12 protein-coding genes are annotated in these 17393 nt (G+C 66.5%); 8 read left to right on the top strand and 4 right to left on the bottom strand.

The genetic code is table 11. The features are described from left to right. The first annotated feature begins 1 nt into the window (after window position 1). Both AC07VH_RS02025 and AC07VH_RS02020 read left to right on the top strand, forming a co-directional pair. The gene (locus tag AC07VH_RS02025; RefSeq protein WP_494786597.1) at window positions 2–1303 is read left to right on the top strand and encodes a DUF444 family protein; all 1302 of its coding nucleotides are present in this window, start codon (window positions 2–4) and stop codon (window positions 1301–1303) included. Next, window positions 1300–2817, top strand: a complete 1518-nt coding sequence (locus AC07VH_RS02020) for a SpoVR family protein (protein WP_494786596.1) — start codon at window positions 1300–1302, stop codon at window positions 2815–2817. The genes AC07VH_RS02025 and AC07VH_RS02020 overlap by 4 nt, the downstream gene beginning before the upstream one ends. Before the next feature lie 58 nt (window positions 2818–2875). Here AC07VH_RS02020 and AC07VH_RS02015 read toward each other — a convergent pair whose 3' ends face one another. Together AC07VH_RS02015 and AC07VH_RS02010 are read right to left on the bottom strand one after the other, a co-directional pair. Continuing rightward, entirely contained in the window at window positions 2876–4096 is a 1221-nt protein-coding gene (locus AC07VH_RS02015) for an SDR family oxidoreductase (protein WP_494786595.1), read from the bottom strand. Further along, entirely contained in the window at window positions 4096–5400 is a 1305-nt protein-coding gene (locus tag AC07VH_RS02010; protein WP_494786594.1) for a nucleotide sugar dehydrogenase, read from the bottom strand. Before AC07VH_RS02010 ends, AC07VH_RS02015 begins: the two co-directional genes overlap by 1 nt. Window positions 5401–5618: 218 nt before the next feature. On the opposite strand from AC07VH_RS02010, the gene prsT reads away from it, so the two are divergent. From prsT to AC07VH_RS01995, 3 genes are read left to right on the top strand one after another with little or no spacing between them, the layout of a single operon-like run. Beyond that, window positions 5619–8402 carry an XrtA/PEP-CTERM system TPR-repeat protein PrsT gene (gene prsT / locus AC07VH_RS02005; protein ID WP_494786593.1) on the top strand — a complete coding sequence of 928 codons (2784 nt, stop codon included), beginning with the start codon at window positions 5619–5621 and terminating at the stop codon, window positions 8400–8402. Window positions 8403–8405: 3 nt separating this feature from the next. Beyond that, window positions 8406–10877, top strand: a complete 2472-nt coding sequence (locus AC07VH_RS02000; RefSeq protein WP_494786592.1) for a hypothetical protein — start codon at window positions 8406–8408, stop codon at window positions 10875–10877. Further along, entirely contained in the window at window positions 10874–11656 is a 783-nt protein-coding gene (locus tag AC07VH_RS01995) for a S1 family peptidase (RefSeq protein WP_475416029.1), read from the top strand. Before AC07VH_RS02000 ends, AC07VH_RS01995 begins: the two co-directional genes overlap by 4 nt. 3 nt (window positions 11657–11659) lie before the next feature. On the opposite strand, the gene AC07VH_RS01990 is transcribed toward AC07VH_RS01995, so the two are convergent. Continuing rightward, window positions 11660–12406: an N-acyl amino acid synthase FeeM domain-containing protein gene (locus tag AC07VH_RS01990; protein WP_475416030.1), complete on the bottom strand. Its 747-nt coding sequence runs from the start codon at window positions 12404–12406 to the stop codon at window positions 11660–11662. Window positions 12407–12606: 200 nt separating this feature from the next. Continuing rightward, a complete protein-coding gene (locus AC07VH_RS01985) occupies window positions 12607–13230 on the bottom strand; it encodes an XrtA/PEP-CTERM system exopolysaccharide export protein (RefSeq protein WP_494786591.1) in 624 nt (207 codons plus the stop codon). 243 nt (window positions 13231–13473) lie between these two features. Between AC07VH_RS01985 and AC07VH_RS01980 the strand changes: the two genes are divergently transcribed. Genes AC07VH_RS01980 through AC07VH_RS01970 form a run of 3 tightly spaced genes read left to right on the top strand, consistent with a single transcriptional unit; the run spans window position 13474 to window position 17387 of the window. Further along, window positions 13474–15003 carry an XrtA system polysaccharide chain length determinant gene (locus AC07VH_RS01980; protein WP_489627419.1) on the top strand — a complete coding sequence of 510 codons (1530 nt, stop codon included), beginning with the start codon at window positions 13474–13476 and terminating at the stop codon, window positions 15001–15003. Window positions 15004–15022: 19 nt separating this feature from the next. Continuing rightward, on the top strand, window positions 15023–15874 hold the full coding sequence (locus AC07VH_RS01975) for an XrtA-associated tyrosine autokinase (RefSeq protein WP_489627420.1): 852 nt from the start codon (window positions 15023–15025) through the stop codon (window positions 15872–15874). Further along, window positions 15858–17387 carry a TIGR03016 family PEP-CTERM system-associated outer membrane protein gene (locus AC07VH_RS01970; protein ID WP_475416034.1) on the top strand — a complete coding sequence of 510 codons (1530 nt, stop codon included), beginning with the start codon at window positions 15858–15860 and terminating at the stop codon, window positions 17385–17387. Before AC07VH_RS01975 ends, AC07VH_RS01970 begins: the two co-directional genes overlap by 17 nt. Window positions 17388–17393: the final 6 nt, after the last annotated feature.

The following is a 17393-nucleotide window of genomic DNA, read 5'->3' as shown; positions in this document are numbered from 1 at the left end:
CATGTCCGCCACGACCACGCCAGACAGCGGCAAGCAACAGGGTCCTCCGGTACGCGACGGCCCGACAGGCATGACTGGCACGGCAAACACGGCTGGCGCCACGAGCTGCAACGGCGCCACCGGCGCGGCAGCACCGGCGGGCGCCGCGCCTGCCCTGGCCCGGCCCTGGTATGCGCTGTTCTCGCGCGGCGCGCGCGACTGGCTGCGCCACAACCAGAAAGTGCGCGACGCCGTGCAGGCGCATTTGCCCGAGCTGATCGCCACGCCGGACCTGATCGGCGGACCGCAGCAGCGCACGGTGCAAGTGCCCCTGCGTCTGCTCGAACATGCGCGCTTCCGTCTGGCGCCCGCGCGCAACAGCGTGGGCGCGGGACAGGGCGACGGCCAGCCCGGCGATCTCCTGCGCGCGGCGCGTCCCGCCACGGACGGGGCCGGGGCGCAAGGCGAAGGCGGCAATGGCGAGGGCGCCGTGCGCCTGTTGCTGGAGTTTCCCATCGACGACATTCTCGACTGGCTGTGGGAGACCTTCGAGTTGCCGGACCTGAAACCGCGCCACCTGGGCGCCATCGACGAGGTGCGGCTCGTGCGTAGTGGACTGGACCGTCATGGCGCCCGTTCGCGGCTGGACCGCCGGCGCACCGTCAAGGAAGCCATCAAGCGGCGCGCCTTGCAGGCGCGGCCCGTGCCGTTCACCAATGACGACTTGCGTTACCGCCAGGTGCTGCTACAGCCACGGCCCAGCGCGAATGCCGTCGTGTTTTTCGTGCTGGACGTGTCGGCCAGCATGGCGCAGGCCGAGCGCAAGCTGGCCAAATCCTTCTTTTTCTTTGCCTTGCAGGGCTTGCGCCGCAGGTATGCGCGCGTGGAAACACGTTTTATCGCCCATACGACGCGGGCCTGGGAATTTTCCGAAGCCGAGTTCTTCCAGGTCAATGGCATGGGCGGCACCATGGCCTCCACCGCCTTTCGCCTGAGCCGCGAACTGCTGCAGGAACACTATGCGCCGGGCCGCTACAACGCCTACCTGTTCTATGCCTCCGATGGCGAGAATTTCAGCGAAGACCGGGCGGCGGCCAGCCTGGCCCTCGGTGAGCTGGCCGCCTTGCTCAACTACATGGGCTATGTGGAAACCGTGCCCGGCGTGCCGCGCAGCCTGGAAACGGAAATGCACAGCCTGTGCGCCGAGCAGGAAAGGCGGGGCTTGCCCTTGCACAGCAGCATCCTGAGCAGGAATGACGATATCTGGGCGGCCATCCGCACCTTTTTCCAGCACGAGGCGGCCGATACGGAGGAAGCGGCATGACGCGGCATGACGCACAGCGCCACGGCAGCGCGCCAGACAAACCCGGCCTGGACGCCTACGCGGCGCGCATCGAAGCGCTGGCGCGGAAACTGGGCCTGGAATTTGCCCCCGTCGAGTTCGAACTGGTGCCGGACAGTTTCATGGCCGAGATCGCCATCTATGGTTTGCCCGTGCGCATGCGCCACTGGTCCTTCGGCGTGCGCTACATCCACCAGCTCGTGCATCAAAAGATGGGCAACTCGCACATGTTCGAAGTCATGTTTCCCGGCGACCCATGCCATGCCTACATGGCTGAACACAATTCCGTGGCGGAAAACACCCTCGTCACGGCCCACGTGCTGGGCCATGCCGACTTTGCCAGCCGCAATGCCCTGTTCCTGCGTTTCGGCGCCATGGCGGGCCAGCGCATCCTGGAACAAAGCGCGGCGCGGGCGCAGCGTCTCGAACTGGCGCTGCAGCGCCACGGGCAGGAACAGGTCGAGGCCGTGCTCGACGCGGCACTGGCGCTGGAACAGCACGTGGACATCCACGCCGAACTGCACCGCCCGCCGTATGCCGCGGCATCGGCGCCAGCCGGCGCGGGGGGCACGCCAGACAACGCTGCCGATGACGAACCTTTTGCCCGGCGCTGGCAGCGCCTGCCCGGCGAAGCGGCCGCGCTGGCGGCGCACGGGGCGGCCAGGGCGCGCCTGACCCAGCGCCCGCTCGTGCCGCCGCAAGCGGAGTACGACTTGCTGTGGTTCATCGCACAATACGGGCCGGAGCTGGCCGACTGGGAACGCGACATTTTCCTCGCCGTGCGCGAAGAGTCGTTTTACTTCTATCCCGTATATGCCTGCCAGATCATGAACGAAGGCTGGGCCTCGTACTGGCATGCGCGGCTGCTGCGCGAAGCCCACTTCCTGCCGCCGGCGCTGTATCTGTCCGCCATCAAGTCGCATTCGGACGTGGTGCGCCCTTACGCGGGCGAGCACCAGCAGGCGCTGGCCGTCAACCCCTATCATTTGGGCTTTTGCATGTGGGAACACATCATCGAGCGCGAAGGACTGGCGCGGGCGCGCCAGATCTGCCGCGACGACGACGACTGCAGTTTCATACGCAATTATCTGGACGGCGAACTGGCTGACCGCCTGGGCCTGTTCGTGCATGAAAGCCGCCTTGACGGCGAAACGCGCCTGGCCAGCCGCGACTTGACGGCCATCCGCGAAGCCATCCTGGCGCCCAAATATAACTATGGCGCGCCATGCGTGGCCGTCACCCTGCTCAACGACGACGGCAGCCTGGTGCTGCGCCACGATCACCAGCGCGACGGGCGCGGCCTCGACCTGGAGCGGGCGGAACAGGTGCTGGCGTATATCGCCCGCGTCTGGCGCCGCCCCGTCACCCTGCATACGGCCGATTTCCGGGGCACGCCGCGGGTCCTGCGCAGCAAGGCCGACGGCGTACCGGAGCCGCCCGCGCCGCTCGCCCCGACAGCACCACCGGCACCGACGGCGGCGCCCGTCCGGCGCTAAGAGGCGGAACTTGCAGGCGGAACTTGCCGGCAAGACTTGCCTGCAGGATGGGCGCGATTCAGGCCCGGCCAGCCTGTGCCACATACCAGGCGATGGTCTGCCGCAAGCCTTGCGCCAGGTTGTGCGTGGGCACATAGCCGAGCAAGCGGGCCGCCTTGGCGATGTCCGCCTGCGAATGGCGTACGTCGCCGGCGCGAAACTCGCCGTAGTGCGGCGCCTGGGGCACGTGCTGCGGGCGCACGGCCAGCAGCATCTGCTGCATGGTGGCGTGCAACTGGGTCAGGCTGGTGCGGGCGTTGACGGCCACGTTGTAGACCTGGTTGACGGCCGCCGGGTCGGTCCCGGTGGCGGCGAGGATATTGGCTTGCACGGCATTGTGCACGAAGCAAAAGTCGCGGCTGGTAGCGCCGTCGCCATGGATGCGCACGGCCTGATTGTCCAGCATGGCGGCGATCCAGCGGGGAATGACGGCCGCGTAGGCGCCCAGCGGGTCTTGTCTCGGACCGAAGACATTGAAGTAGCGCAGTCCCACCGTCTGCATGGTGTAGCAGCGCGCGTACACCTGCGCATACAGCTCGTTGACATATTTGCTCAAGGCATATGGCGACAGGGGCGCGCCGATGTGCTGCTCCACTTTCGGCAAGGCCGGATGGTCGCCATACGTGGCGCTCGAGGCCGCATACACGAAGCGCCGCACGCCCGCGTCGCGCGCGGCGGCCAGCATGTTCAGGAAGCCGCTGACATTGACGGCGTGGCACAGCAGCGGGTCTTCCAGCGAACGCGAGACGGAACCGAGCGCCGCCTGGTGCAGCACGTAGTCGACGGCGACGGAGCCGCCCGGATCGGCACGGCCGCACGCGGCCCGGCTGCCGCCGGGGTCGCTGGCGCCGCCGCCACCGTCGGCCGTAGTTGTCCCGCCGCCGGCTTCACCGTCTGCCTCACCGTCGCCGTCGCCACCGCTGGCGATCAGTACCGGCGCGCCGCACGCGCGCGCGCACGCCTGCGGGTCGCGGATATCGCCTTCGATGAAGGTGAAGCGCCGCCATGCCGCTTCGCCCACGCTGGCGCGCACCTGCTCCAGGTTGTGGCGGTGGCCCGTCATGAAGTTGTCCAGGCCGCGCACTTCCTGGCCCAGGTTCAGCAAGGTTTCCAGCAGGTGCGAACCGATGAAGCCGGCCACGCCCGTCACCAGCCAGCGGCGCGGCGTTTGCGCCAGCTGCGCGCAGGCCCGGGCATACGCGCTGTCGCCGCCGGCGGGACCGATGGTAGCGGCCGCCATCACAGCCGCCACACGTGCAAGCCGCCGTCCTGCAGCGGACGGGGGTCGAAATGCGACTTGATGTCGATGAAGCAACCGTTTTCCAGCACCTTGGCCTGGAAGTCGGCCAGCGGGCGGGCCAGCAGGGCCTGGTGCGAAACGGCGCTGATGATGGCCTCGGCCCGCGGCAGCTGCTCCCAGCTTTCCAGCAATAGACCGTACTCTTCCAGCGCCTCGCGCCCATCGGCGACGGGGTCGTGCACGTGCACCTGCACACCGTACGATTGCAGCTCGTGGATCATGTCGACCACTTTCGAATTGCGCAGGTCCGGGCAATTTTCCTTGAAGGTCAGGCCCAGCACGTTGACGTGCGAGCCTTTCAATTTGAAGCCGGCGCGCACCATTTCCTTGATGGTTTTTTCCGCCACGAACTTGGCCATACCATCGTTGATGCGGCGCCCGGCCAGGATCACGTGCGGGTGGTAACCGAGCATTTCCGCCTTGTGCGTCAAATAATAGGGGTCGACGCCGATGCAGTGGCCGCCCACGAGACCGGGACGGAACGGTAAAAAATTCCATTTCGTGCCCGCCGCCTGCAGCACCTCCAGCGTGTCGATGCCGATGCGGTCGAAGATGATGGCCAGCTCGTTCATCAACGCGATGTTCAGGTCGCGCTGCGTGTTTTCGATGACCTTGGCCGCCTCGGCCACCCTGATGCTCGAAGCCCGGTGCACGCCCGCCTCGACCACACCTTCGTACAGGGCCGCCACCTTGTCCAGGGTGGCCGCGTCGTCGCCCGAGACCACCTTGCGGATGCTGTGCAGGGTGTGGTCCTTGTCGCCGGGATTGATGCGCTCGGGCGAAAAGCCCACGTGAAAGTCTTCCTTCCAGCGCAGGCCCGAATGCTGCTCGAGGATGGGGATGCAGATTTCCTCGGTGGCGCCCGGATACACGGTCGATTCGTAGATGACGACGGCGCCGCGCCGCATGTGGCGCCCGACGGCCGCGCTGGCGCCGGCCAGGGCCGAAAAATCGGGATTGTGCGCGCTGTCGACGGGCGTGGGCACGGCCACGACGATGAAATCGGCCAGTTGCAGCTCGGCCGGGTCGCAGCCCACGCTCAGCCATTGCGCCGCCAGCAGCTGTTCCGTGCTCACTTCGCCCGTCGGATCGATATGGCGCCGGTAGCTTTCCACCTTGCGGGCCGACAAGTCAAAGCCGACCGTGCGCTGGCGCATGCCGAACGCCACGGCCAGCTGCAAGCCCACATAGCCGAGCCCCACCACCGCCACCACGCCCGCCTTGTTATTCACCTTGCTGTCCATAGCCTGTGCTCCGAAGGGTTGCGGCCTGAGCATCGCCGTCCGGGAAATTCTACGGTTGCCGGTTCGGCCATTCTTGAGCGGGAACAAGAAACGCGGAGCGGGGGCCGGCACGCGCGCGGACAATCGGCGGCTTGTTGAGCGCAATCAAGGAGACCGGCGGCCATCTTTTTAAGCTAGGCCATGCCCATCGTTCATGCATGCCGCTACCGGAGACTTCCATGGCCCGTTCCCTGCCCCGCCCTTTCCCAGGCCTGCCGGCCGCCGCGCTGTGCTGCACCCTGCTGCTGCCCTTGCTGACGGGCTGCCACGGCACGCAGAGCAGCGAAAGCCTGCTGGCCGACGCGCAGCAGTACCGGCAGAAAGGCGAGGCGCGGGCCGCCATCATCCAGTTGAAGAACCTGCTGCAAAAGGAGCCGGACAATGCGGCCGCGCGCTTGCTGCTGGGTAGCATCTATATCGACACGGGCGAAGCCCTGTCGGCCGAGAAAGAATTGCGCAAGGCAAAATCGTTGGGCCTGTCGGCGCAGCAAGTGATGCCATTGCTGGGCAAGACCTGGCTGATGCTGGGCCAGTTCGACAAGGTGCTGGCCGAGATCGCCGACGATGCGGCGCAGCCGGCCAGCGTGCTGGCCCTGCGCGGCGACGCCCTGCTGGCACTGGGCCGCCAGGACGAGGCGCGCGCCCTGTTCTCGCGCCTGCTGGAAGCCCATCCGGACCAGGTCGAAGCATTGCTGGGCCTGGCGCGCCTGGCGGCGCTGCAGCAGCAGGTGACGGCGGCCGAGCTGCTGCTGGCGCAAGCCCTGAAAAACGCGCCCGCCAACCTCGACGCCTTGCGCCTGCAGGGCGACCTGCTGCGCCTGCAAGGCAAGAACGGCGCGGCGCGCCTCGCCTACATGCAGATCCTCAAGATCAAACCGGACAATACCCAGGCGCACATCGACCTGGCCAACCTCGACATCGTGGAAAACCGCTACCCGGAAGCGGCGGCCCAGCTGGCCACGGCGCGCAAATCGGCGCCCAACAGCCTGGGGCTGCTGCAGGCGCAGGCGCTGCTCGATTTTCGCCAGGGCAAGCACAAGGCGGCCTTGCAAGGCTTGCAGCTGGTACTCAAGGCGGCGCCCGACCACATGCCGTCCATCCTGCTGGCCGGCGCCGTGCAATTGGCGCTCGGTTCGCCGCAACAGGCGGAAAGCTATCTGCGGCGCTTCCTGGCGGTGTATCCGAAACACCTGTATGCAGTCAAGATGATGGCCTCGATTGAATTGATGCGCAACAAGACCGACGCGGCCATCGACTTGCTGCAACCGATGCTGGCCGCCTTCCCCGACGACGTGGAATTGCTGTCGCTGGCCGGCGAAGCCCACTTGCGCGCGCGCCGCTACGACAAGGCGACGGCGTATTTCGAACAAGCCAGCACCCTGGCGCCGGACACGGCCAGGCTGCATGCGGCGCTGGGCATCAGCCGCCTGGGCATGGGAGAGAACAGCCGCGCCATCAATGAACTGGAACGCGCCAGCATGCTCGACAAGAGCACGCCGCAGGCGGGCACCATGCTGGTGATGACCTTGCTGCGCAACAAGCAGAACGACAAGGCCCTGGCCACGGTCAAGATGATGGAACAGCAGCAGAAAGGCACGAATCCCTTGCTGCTGAACCTGAAAGGCGGCGTCTACCTGGCCTTGCGCGACTTGCCCGCCGCGCGCGCCAGTTTCGAGCAAGCCCTGGGCATGGACCCTGTCTATCTGCCCGCCCTGAACAACCTGGCGCAGATCGACCTGGCGGAGAAAAAGCCGGAGCAGGCGAAGCAGCGCTTCGAGCGGGCGCTGGCGAAGGCGCCGAAAAATGCCGACCTGTGCGCGGCGCTGGCCAAGCTGGCCGCATCGCAGGGCAAGGCGGACGAGGCGCGGCGCTGGCTCGAACGGGCCCACCGCGACAATCCCGACGCCGTCGCGCCGGCCCTGCTGCTGAGTAACTTCTACCTGAAGACGGGCGCGCCCGACAAGGCGCTGGAACTGGCGCGCACCTTGCAGACGGGCCATCCGGGCGACGCCGATGCGCTGGCCCTGCGCGCCCAGGTCGAATACAGCGCCGGCCAGGCGCCGGCCGCGCTCGACAGCTACAACAAGCTGGCCAGCCTGCAAACCACGTCCGCGCCCCTGCAGATGCGCATCGCCAGCCTGCACCTGGCGCTGGGCGACCACCATAATGCGCTGCAAGCCGTCAAGCGGGCGCAGGCGCTTGACCCGTCCCTGCTCGAAGCGCGCGTGGTGGAAGTGGCTCTGCTGCTGAACCTGAATCGCCAGCGCGAGGCGCTGGCCGTGGCGCGGCAAGTGCAGGAACAGCAGCCGAAGCTGGCGGCCGGCTACAAGCTCGAGGGCGACGTGCTGATGGAACAGAAGCTGCCGCAGCAAGCCGTCAAGCTGTACCAGCACGCGTTCGACATCAGCCCCATCGGGCCCTTGCAGGTGCAGCTGTACCGCGCCTTGCAGGCGTCGGGCCAGGAGCGCGACGCCGAGGCGCGCATGGCGGCCTGGCTCAAGGAGCATCCGGAAGACGTGCCGACGCGCACCTACCTGGCCGGCACACGGCTGGCGGCGAAACAATACCGCGCCGCCATCGAGCACTTCCAGTATGTGGTGGCCAAGGACACGGACAATGTCGTGGCGCTGAACGACCTGGCCTGGGCGTATCAGCAGGAAAAAGATCCGCGCGCGCAAGCCACGGCCGAGCAGGCGCTCAAGCTGGCGCCCGACAATCCCGCCGTGCTCGACACCCTGGGCTGGATCGTACTGGAACGGGGCGACGTCCCGCGCGCCACGGCCCTGCTGCGCAAGGCGGCGGGGCTGGCGCCGACATCCCCCGAAGTGCTGTACCACCTGGGCGCGGCCCTGGCGAAAGCGGGCGACAAGGGCGGCGCCCGCAAGCAACTGGAACAATTGCTGGCCGCCAACAAGGACTTTCCGCAGCGGGCAGCAGCGCAGGCCTTGCTGACCCAGCTGTAAGCCATGGCCATGCACGCTGCCATGCCCGGGCTGGCGGCGCGGCCGCTGGCCCTGCTGGCGGGCGCGGCCTGCGCGCTGGCCTTGCGCCACTATCCGCTGGGCCACGGCTGGCCCGGCCTGCTGTTTGCCATCCTGCTGCCCGCCTATTTCCTGCTGCTGTGCTGGCGCCCCGCCTGCTGGCTGTTCTGCGTGCCCGCTCTGCTGCCCGTGCTCGACCTGGCGCCGTGGACGGGCTGGTTCTTCCTCGAGGAAATCGACGTGCTGCTGTTGCTGACGGTGGCGTGCGGCTACTGGCGCCTGGGCGGCCCCGTCCAGCGCGCCGCGGCCACGCTCTCGCCCGCCGCCCGCGCCTGTCTGCTGCTGTGCAGCCTGGCCTGGCTGGCGGCCGTGCTGCGCGGCGTGCTGCCGCTGGCGCCGCTCGACCTGAATGCCTGGGATAATTATTTGAGCCCCTACAACAGCCTGCGGCTGGGCAAGGCCTGGGCCTGGAGCATGCTGCTGCTGCCGCTGCTGCTGCGCGACGGGGATCCTTCCGCCCTGCGCCGCTACGCGCTGCCGGGCATGCTGGCCGGGCTGGCGATGGTGTCGCTGTTCGCGCTGTGGGAACGGGCCGTGTTTCCCGGCCTGTCGAACCTGTCGAGCGACTACCGCATCACGGCGCCGTTTTCCGCCATGCACACGGGCGGCGCCGCGCTCGATGGCTACCTGGCCCTGAGCCTGCCGTTTGCCGCGCTGTGGCTGGCGCGCACCCGCAGCCGCTGGCAGACGGCGCTGGCCATGCTGCTGCTGGCCCTGGCCCTGCACGCGGCGTTCACCACCTTTTCACGGGGCTTGTATGCGGCGCTGGCGGCGGCCATGCTGCTGGGATTCTGGCAAACCCTGCGCACGCCGCCCGGCGCGGCGCGGCGCCCGCCCGGCCGCCCGCCCGTGCGCGGTGTGTTGCTCAGGCTGCTGCTGGCCGGTCTGGGCACCGGCCTGCTCGTGTACATGTTCAGCCTGGCCGGCTACCGGGGCTTGCTCGCCGCCGTGGTCCTGCTCGCGGCCAGCTTCGTGCTGGCCGCGCGGCCCTTGCCGTGGCGTTTAGCGCCGGCCAGCCTGCTGTGCGCGCTGTGCCTGCAGGGTTTGCTGGCCGCCTGGTGGCCGGAGCCGCTTGATCAGCACACGGCCGGCTGGCTGAAAGGCCCGTATTTCCTGTTCCTGCTGGCGGCCGTGCTGCTGGCGGCCATGCTGTGGCCCGGCGCTGGCGCCGCCAAGGGGCCAGCCAGGCTGGGCGTGGCGATGATGGCGTGGACCATGCTCGCATGTAATCTCGCCTGGATAGGCTGGCACTGGGCCGGTGCTGGCGCGCTGCTGCCGGCCGGCCTGGTCGTGCTGCTGGCCATGCTGATGCTGGGCAACGGACGCCTGCGCCCGCCCCTGTGGCGGCTGGACCGGGCCAGCCTGAGCATCGCGGGCGCGGCCGGCATCCTGCTGCTGCTGGCCATCCCCGTCTCGGCCAGCTATTACGCCACCGAGCGTTTTGCCACCACGGCCTTCGACATGCAGGGCCGCTTGCGCCATTGGCGGCAAGCGCTGGCCATGCAGCCTGCCGGCTGGGGCGAGCGCCTGTTCGGCATGGGCATGGGCAGCTTTCCCGCCACTTATTACTGGCACAATCCCCAGCGCGAAGTGCCGGCCACCATCACATATGCCGAAGAAGGGGGGAATCGCTATGTGCGCCTGGCCAGTCCCGGCTACAGCGCCGGCTATGGCGAACTGCTGCGGCTGTTGCAGCGCGTGCGCGTGCAACCCGCCACGCGCTACACCCTGGCGCTGGACGTGCGCCGAAGCGGCCCCATGCCCGTGCTGCAGGTGCGCCTGTGCCAGCGGCAATTGCTGTACGCGCAAGGTTGCGTGTCCGTCCCCCTGCGCCTGCGTCCTCATCCGACCGGCAGTCCGGCGGCGGTCTGGCAGCACTACAACGTGCCGTTCGACAGCGCCTGGCTGGGCGCGGGCGCCTGGCTGCTGCGCCCGCCCGTGCAGCTGGAACTGGCGGCCAGCGGCACGGCTGACTCGTCCGTTCTCGAAGTCGACAATCTGAGCTTGCGCGCGCCCGGCGGCGAGGAATTGCTCGCCAACGGGCGCTTTACGCAGGCGAATAATTACTGGTTTTTCAGCAGCGACCACCATCACTTGCCGTGGCATATCAAGAGCATGGCGCTGCACGTGCTGGTGGAAACGGGCTGGTGCGGCGCACTGGCCATGCTGGCCCTGCTGTCCGTTGCCGGCACGCGCCTGCTGCGCCAGGCCAGGGGGGGCGATCCAGGCGCGCTGGCCTGCGCCGCCGCCCTGCTGGGTTTTCTCGTCGTCGGCCTGTTCGACAGCCTGCTCGACGTGCCGCGCATCGCCCTGCTGTGCTATCTGATGCTGCTGTGCGCGCTGCTGAGGCCCGCCCACTCCCCGCCACCTCCTGCCCTTGAAAGCGCGCCGCCATGAAAGCCCTGCCGTTGACATTCCCCTTCGCCCTGCTCACCTGCCTGGCCTGGCTCCTGGCCTGCGCGCCGTGCCGCGCCGACGCATCGCTGGCGCAGACCATCGCGCGCGTCAAGCCGTCGATCGTCGGCGTGGGCAGCCTGCAAAAGACGCGCACGCCGCCGATGAATTTCATCGGCACGGGTTTCGTGGCCGGCGACGGCTTGAGCGTGCTGACGTGCGCGCATGTGATCCAGAAACTGCTCGACGCGAATCCGAACGAAGTCATCGGCATACTCACGGGCCAGGGCGAGGTGGCGCAATTTCGCCCCGCCAAAGTCCAGGCGCTGGACACGGAACACGACCTGGCCTTGCTGCGCCTGGCGGGCGCGCCGCTGCCCGCCCTGGCGCTGGGCGACGCGGCCACGGTGCGCGAGGGCCAGGCCCTGGCTTTCACGGGTTTTCCGCTCGGGACCTTGCTCGGTTTGCACCACGTGACGCACCGCGCCACCGTGTCATCGCTGACGCCGGTGGTCATGCCCAGCGAAAACGCGCAGCGCCTCGACGTCCGGCGCCTGGCGCAGCTGCAAAAGGCGCCCTACACCGTGTTCCAGCTGGACGCGACGGCGTATCCGGGCAGCAGCGGCAGCCCGCTGTTCGATCCCGAGACCGGTCTCGTCTACGGCATCGTCAACATGGTGTATGTCAAGGGCCTCAAGGAGGCCGCCATCAGCGCGCCGAGCGGCATCACCTACGCGATTCCGGGCGGCTACATGCAGGCGATCTTACTGAAAAGCAAATAAACCTCAGTTGCGCCCTTGCCTCAGCCGGTCGGTAATGCCGGGCTCATCCCATGTCGGAAAAAAAAAGGGGTAAAACGACCGTTCACCCCCATGCTGTTCCATCAGGCCACCGTATTTGCGTATCTGGGCCCCCATGTAGTCGAGGTCCAGCCGTAGCAGCACGGCCGGCGCCCCCACGCGCGTGCACTCGCGCTCGCCGCCGAAGTCCTGGAAGCCCAGCATGCGCTTGTAAAACACCACGTGGCGCGGATTGACTTCGATCACGTAATCCGTAAAGCCGTGAATATTGTGGGCATAGATATAAGAAATATGAATCAGCGCCGCAAACACGCGCTTGCTCACACCCTTGTCGATGGCCAGGCGCGACGGCTCGCACAGGCGCCGGCCCTGCTCGCGCAGGACGTCGAGCTTGTCGCGGAAGTTTTCATCGGCCGGCAAGCCCGTCTCGTCATTGTCGAGGCACAGGGTCATGGTGCCGACGGTGGTGCCCGCCGTTTCCGCGAACAAGGTGATCTTGTTCAAGGCGTGCGCGATGCCGGGATCGACGGCATAGCCGCGCCAGCCGTACATCTTGCGGATCAGCAAGCTGGCCGCTTCACGCCGGCCACGCGAATTGGCCATGCGGATATGAAAGCGCTGCAGGTCGAGCTCATGCTCCATGGCCGGGTCGATCTGCCCCTCGCCCACCACCAGGTCGCTGAAAGTACCGGGCGTGTCGAAGGAAATAATGGGTTCATCTTCAAAGCTCATCTTGTCCTCACGTTCATCGGCAGCCGTCGAGACGGACTGAAGCCAATGCCTTGTGACAAGACAAAAACGGGAGAAGTTCCCACCTTTAGCTAAAAAAACAGAAGAAATCTGTCTTTAGATAGCAAAATAACACGATGAAATTTGCTGAAAAGTACAAAATGACAAATATAAGTGCTGTTTTGATATTGCCGAGCCCGCTGTTAAAAAAAGCTTTCCGGGATCAATAAAACGTCGCCCGGCCGCATCATGACATTCGCGGAAATATCGCCCTCCTTCAATAAATCGTCGAGCCGCACGCGCAGCTGCTGCTGGCTGCCCTCGCGCACGCGGATGATGCTGGCCTTGTTGCCGGCCGCGAAATCGGTGATGCCGCCCACGGCGATGAGCACGTCCATCAGCGACATGCCGAGCCGGTACGGCAGCGCCTGCGGCTTGGCCGCCTCGCCGATCACGCGGATCTGCTCGCCATACGGCCCCGAGAAGTTGGTGACGATGACCGTCACCACGGGCTGCTGGATGAACTTGCTCAAGGCTTGCTCGATGTCGCGCGCCAGCTGGGTCGACGTCTTGCCGCTGGCCTCCAGGTCCTCCACCAGCGGCGTGGTGATCTTGCCGTCCGGCCGCACGGCCACCGTCAGCGACACTTCCGGATTGCGCCAGACGATGATGTTGACGGAATCGCCCGGCCCGATCAGGTAATCGTGCATGGGTGTGCTGTCGTCGGCGGGCGCCAGCGGATAGCGGGTGCGGCAGCCTCCCAGCAGGCCGGCGGCACCGGCCAGGAGCAGCGTGTTGCAGACAAATGCACGGCGAAACGGATTCATGCGGAGCCTCTTCGAGTCGATGGCGCGTCCATGGCCGGCCCCGCAGAACCAGCCTGGGCCGCGAACTTCCTATGATTATTAAAAGCCGGCAAGTGAACCTTGAGGCGTATCAAGAAGCAATCATCTTGGGAAATCTTGCTCGACAGGCGCCCTATACTTTGCTTACTCAACAGACAAGCATTTCTTGCAAGACGCCGTCGCCCGCCCGTCTGCCGTGCAGCACCGTTACCTGAAGGAAGCGACATGGAGCAATTGATACAGCAACTGCTTTCCAGCCTGAAAGGCATCTGGAAATACCGCTGGCATGCGGTGCTGGTGGCGTGGCTGGTGGCCATCGTCGGCTTCATCAAGGTGATCAGCCTGCCCGACGACTTCCAGACGTCGGCGCGCGTGTTTGTCGATACGCAAACCATCCTCAAGCCGCTGATGGCCGGCATGACCAGCGTGCCGAACACGGAACAGCAGGTGGCCATCATGAGCCGCACCCTGCTCAGCCGGCCCAACGTGGAGCGCGTCATGCGCATGGTCGACCTCGACCTCGATTCGAAGACCGTGCGCGAGCACGAGGCCCAGCTCGATGACCTGATGAGCCGCATCAAGATCACCGGCACCAACGCCTACGACATCTACACCATCAGCTACAGCGGGCGCGACCCGAAGCTGGTGCGCGACGTGGTGCAAAGCCTGCTGACCATCTTTGTCGAAGGCAGTTTCCAGGGCAAAAAGGGCGATTCGCAGAAGGCGGTGCAATTCATCGACGAGCAGATCAAGAATTACGAGGACAAGCTGAGCGCGGCGGAAAACCTGGTGAAGGAATTCAAGATCCGCAACAACCTGCTGCTGCCGCGCCAGGGCATCGACTACGGCAGCCAGCTGCTGATGTCGTCCGATAGCCTGAACAATGCCAAGCTGGAGCTGGTCGAGGCGGAACAGGCGCGCAAGGCCATCCAGAGCCAGATCGAGGGCGACGAGCCCGTGCTCGACATGGAGCCGAACGCGTCGTCCATCACGAATCCCGAACTCGACGAGCGCATCGCCTCGCTCAACAAGAACCTCGACAACCTGCGCATGCAATTTACGGAATTGCATCCCGACATCATCGCCTCGAAGCGCCTGGTGGCCCAGCTGGAAGAGCGCAAGATCGAGGAAAGCAAGCTGAAAACGGCGTCCGGCGACCCGGGCAAGAACTACAGCCCCATGCTGCAGCAGCTGAAGGTGGCGCTGACGGACGCGGACGCCAAGGTGGCCGCCATCCGCGCCCGCGTGCAGGAATACAGCGCGCGCAATGAACGGCTGCTGGCGCAGAGCAATGCCGTGCCCGAGGTGGAATCGCAGCTGGCGCAGCTCAACCGCGACTACATCATCAACAAGGAAAACTATGAAAAGCTGATCGGCCGGCGCGAAGCGGCCAAGCTGTCGGGCGAACTCAGTTCCACCACCGAGATGATGGCCTTCAAGATCATCGACCCGCCCACGGTGCAATATGCGCCCGTCGGCCCGAACCGCCCGCTGCTGTTCAGCGCGGCGCTGGGCGCGGCCCTGGTGGCCGGCGTCGCCGCGGCCCTGCTGATCAGCCAGGTGCGCCCCACCTTCCTCAGTCCGTCCGAACTGCGCGACGCGACGGGCTTGAACGTGCTGGGCACGGTATCGATGAACTGGACGCCGCTGCAGCAGGTACGCCGCCGCCGCGCCCGCTATGGCTTCGGCGCCTGCCTGGGCAGCCTGTTCGTGCTGTACGGCGGGGTCATGACGGCCGCGCTGCTGAAATTCTAGAGCCACCAGGGGAGCGACGATGAGCAGCAAGGACAGCGGCAAGCAGGAACCCACGATCCTGGGCGTGGCCGAGGCCGGCGTGCCCTATGGTGCGGATGGTCCGGAGGTGGCCGCTGGCGCGGATGGCGCGCAGGCGGCCCGCTCGCCCCAGTACCGGCCCCTGAACCTGGCCCGGCTGGCCGAGCAGGGCATGCTCACGCACGATGGCGGGCGCAGTTCGGTGGCCGAGGATTTCCGCATCATCAAGCGCCCGCTGCTGCGCCAGGCACGCGCCAGCGGCGCCGAGGCCATCCGCCACGGCAACCTGATCGTCGTCACCAGCGCCATGCCCGGCGAAGGCAAGACGTATTGCGCCGTCAACCTGGCCATGAGCATCGCCATGGAAATGGATATCACGGTGCTGCTGGTCGATGCCGACGTGGCGCGCCCGTCCGTGCTGAAAGTGCTGGGCCTGCCGCCCGAGCCGGGGCTGATGGACGTGCTGCTCGACCCGCAGCTGGCGATGGCGGACGTGATCCTGAAAACCAACGTGGCCAACCTGAGCATCCTGCCCGCCGGGCGCAGCAACAAGCACGCGACGGAACTGCTGGCCAGCCGGGCCATGAGCCGCTTGCTGGCCGAGATCGCCAGCCGCTACGCCGACCGCGTCGTCGTCTTCGACTCGCCGCCCCTCTTGATCACCAGCGAGGCGCACGCGCTGGTGGGACAGATGGGGCAAGTGGTGATGGTGGTCGAGGCGGAAACGACGACCCAGCACGCCGTCAAGGAAGCGCTGCGCCAGATCGACTCGTGCGAGCACATCCATTTAATCTACAACAAGACCAGATCATTCCCCGGCAACGACTACTACGGCTATGGCCATTACGATTAGCCGCCGGGTTCCGCTGCCGCTGCTGCCGTTCCTGTCCCTGCTGCTGCCCGCGCCGGCCGGCGCCGTCGACTGGCTGGTGAAACCGTCGCTGCGCCTGCGCGAAAGCTATACGGACAATGCCTTGCGCGCGCCGCCCGGCCAGGCGCAATCGGACTTCATCACGGAAATCGCGCCCGCCATCGCCCTCATCGGCACGGGCCCCCGCCTGCGCGTGCACCTCGACTACAGCTGGCACAAATACCTGTCGGGACAGCGTGCCGATACCGACAACCACCAGCTGCACGCCTCGGCCGACGCCGAGCTGGTGAAGGACTGGTTCTTCATCGATGCCGATGCCAGCGTGAACCGGCGCAACATCTCGCCGTTCGGCCCCCAATTGATCGACGACCTGCCCGACACGGACAATGCCAGCACCGTGCGCACCACCGGCATCAGCCCGTATTTGCGCCACCGCTTCCGCGGCCTGGCCACGGCCGAGCTGCGCTACACGCGCAACACGGTCGACAGCGGCGGCGACTTGTTGTCCGTGCACAGCGATGAAATGGAATTGCTGCTCAGCGGCGAGCCGCGCGCCGGCGGCTGGACCTGGAACGCCAGCCACGACGTGCGCCGCACGCAGGACAGCAAGCTGGCGCCCGTGCGCATGCAGCGCAGCAGCGTGGGCCTGCGCTATCCGTTCAGCAGCAAATGGGCGGCCACGGCCAGCGGCGGCCTGGAAAAGGAAGGCTATATCTCTACCAGCGGCAAGGCGCCCGAGGGGCGCTTCTGGTCGCTGGGCGGCGTGTGGACGCCATCGCCGCGCACCAGCGTGGCCTTCAGCACGGGCAAGCGCTTCTTTGGCACCACCTACAGCCTGGATGCCAACTTCCTGCAGCGCCATACCAACTGGCAACTGAGCTACAGCGAAAACATCACCACCATGCCGACGCAATTTTCTCGCCTGGGAAACCGCGACGCGGCCCAGTTGCTCGATCAGTTATGGCGCGGCATCTTTCCCAACACGCGCGACCGGCGCCTGCGCATCGATGCCTTCCTGCGCTACGCCAACAGCCTGGGGCCGGAACGGGGCGCCATCAATTACTTCAGCCACCGCTATTTCCTGCAAAAACAGCTGAAGCTGACGATGGCGCGCGCCACGGCGAAAAGCACGATGATCGCCGGCATCACGGTTGTCGACCGCACGGCGCAGACGGCCAGCGGCATCGACAGCGGCTTGCTGCCCGGCGTGGAATTCGGCAGCGAAGACCGCACGCGCCAGATCGGCGGCAACCTGGGCTGGAGCTGGCAAGCCAGTGCGCGCACCAGCGTGAATCTCAATGGCGGCTACGCCAGCGTGCGCTCGCTGAGCGTACCCCGGCGCGACAACAACATCACCATGACGGCCGGCTACAACCGCATCCTGCAGCCGGACATGACGGCCAGCATCGAGCTGCGCCACACGCGCCACGCCAGCAACCGGGGCGGCGATTACCGCGAGAACGGCGTCAGCGCCACGCTCATCATGCAATTCTAAGGAGGC

It is taken from the genome of Janthinobacterium sp. GW821-FHT03C10, assembly GCF_059420865.1.
The sequence above is the reverse complement of the archived record's forward strand: the minus strand, read 5'-3'. Positions and strand labels throughout refer to the sequence as shown.

Excerpts from the sequence above, each read along its gene's own strand:
- AC07VH_RS01980 (WP_489627419.1), top strand. The coding sequence starts at position 13,474 with ATGGAGCAATTGATACAGCAACTGCTTTCCAGCCTGAAAGGCATCTGG.
- AC07VH_RS01985 (WP_494786591.1), bottom strand. The coding sequence starts at position 13,230 with ATGAATCCGTTTCGCCGTGCATTTGTCTGCAACACGCTGCTCCTGGCC.
- AC07VH_RS01995 (WP_475416029.1), top strand. The coding sequence starts at position 10,874 with ATGAAAGCCCTGCCGTTGACATTCCCCTTCGCCCTGCTCACCTGCCTG.
- AC07VH_RS02025 (WP_494786597.1), top strand. The coding sequence starts at position 2 with ATGTCCGCCACGACCACGCCAGACAGCGGCAAGCAACAGGGTCCTCCG.
- AC07VH_RS01990 (WP_475416030.1), bottom strand. The coding sequence starts at position 12,406 with ATGAGCTTTGAAGATGAACCCATTATTTCCTTCGACACGCCCGGTACT.
- AC07VH_RS02015 (WP_494786595.1), bottom strand. The coding sequence starts at position 4,096 with ATGGCGGCCGCTACCATCGGTCCCGCCGGCGGCGACAGCGCGTATGCC.
- AC07VH_RS02000 (WP_494786592.1), top strand. The coding sequence starts at position 8,406 with ATGGCCATGCACGCTGCCATGCCCGGGCTGGCGGCGCGGCCGCTGGCC.
- AC07VH_RS01970 (WP_475416034.1), top strand. The coding sequence starts at position 15,858 with ATGGCCATTACGATTAGCCGCCGGGTTCCGCTGCCGCTGCTGCCGTTC.
- AC07VH_RS02010 (WP_494786594.1), bottom strand. The coding sequence starts at position 5,400 with ATGGACAGCAAGGTGAATAACAAGGCGGGCGTGGTGGCGGTGGTGGGG.
- AC07VH_RS01975 (WP_489627420.1), top strand. The coding sequence starts at position 15,023 with ATGAGCAGCAAGGACAGCGGCAAGCAGGAACCCACGATCCTGGGCGTG.
- AC07VH_RS02020 (WP_494786596.1), top strand. The coding sequence starts at position 1,300 with ATGACGCGGCATGACGCACAGCGCCACGGCAGCGCGCCAGACAAACCC.
- prsT (WP_494786593.1), top strand. The coding sequence starts at position 5,619 with ATGGCCCGTTCCCTGCCCCGCCCTTTCCCAGGCCTGCCGGCCGCCGCG.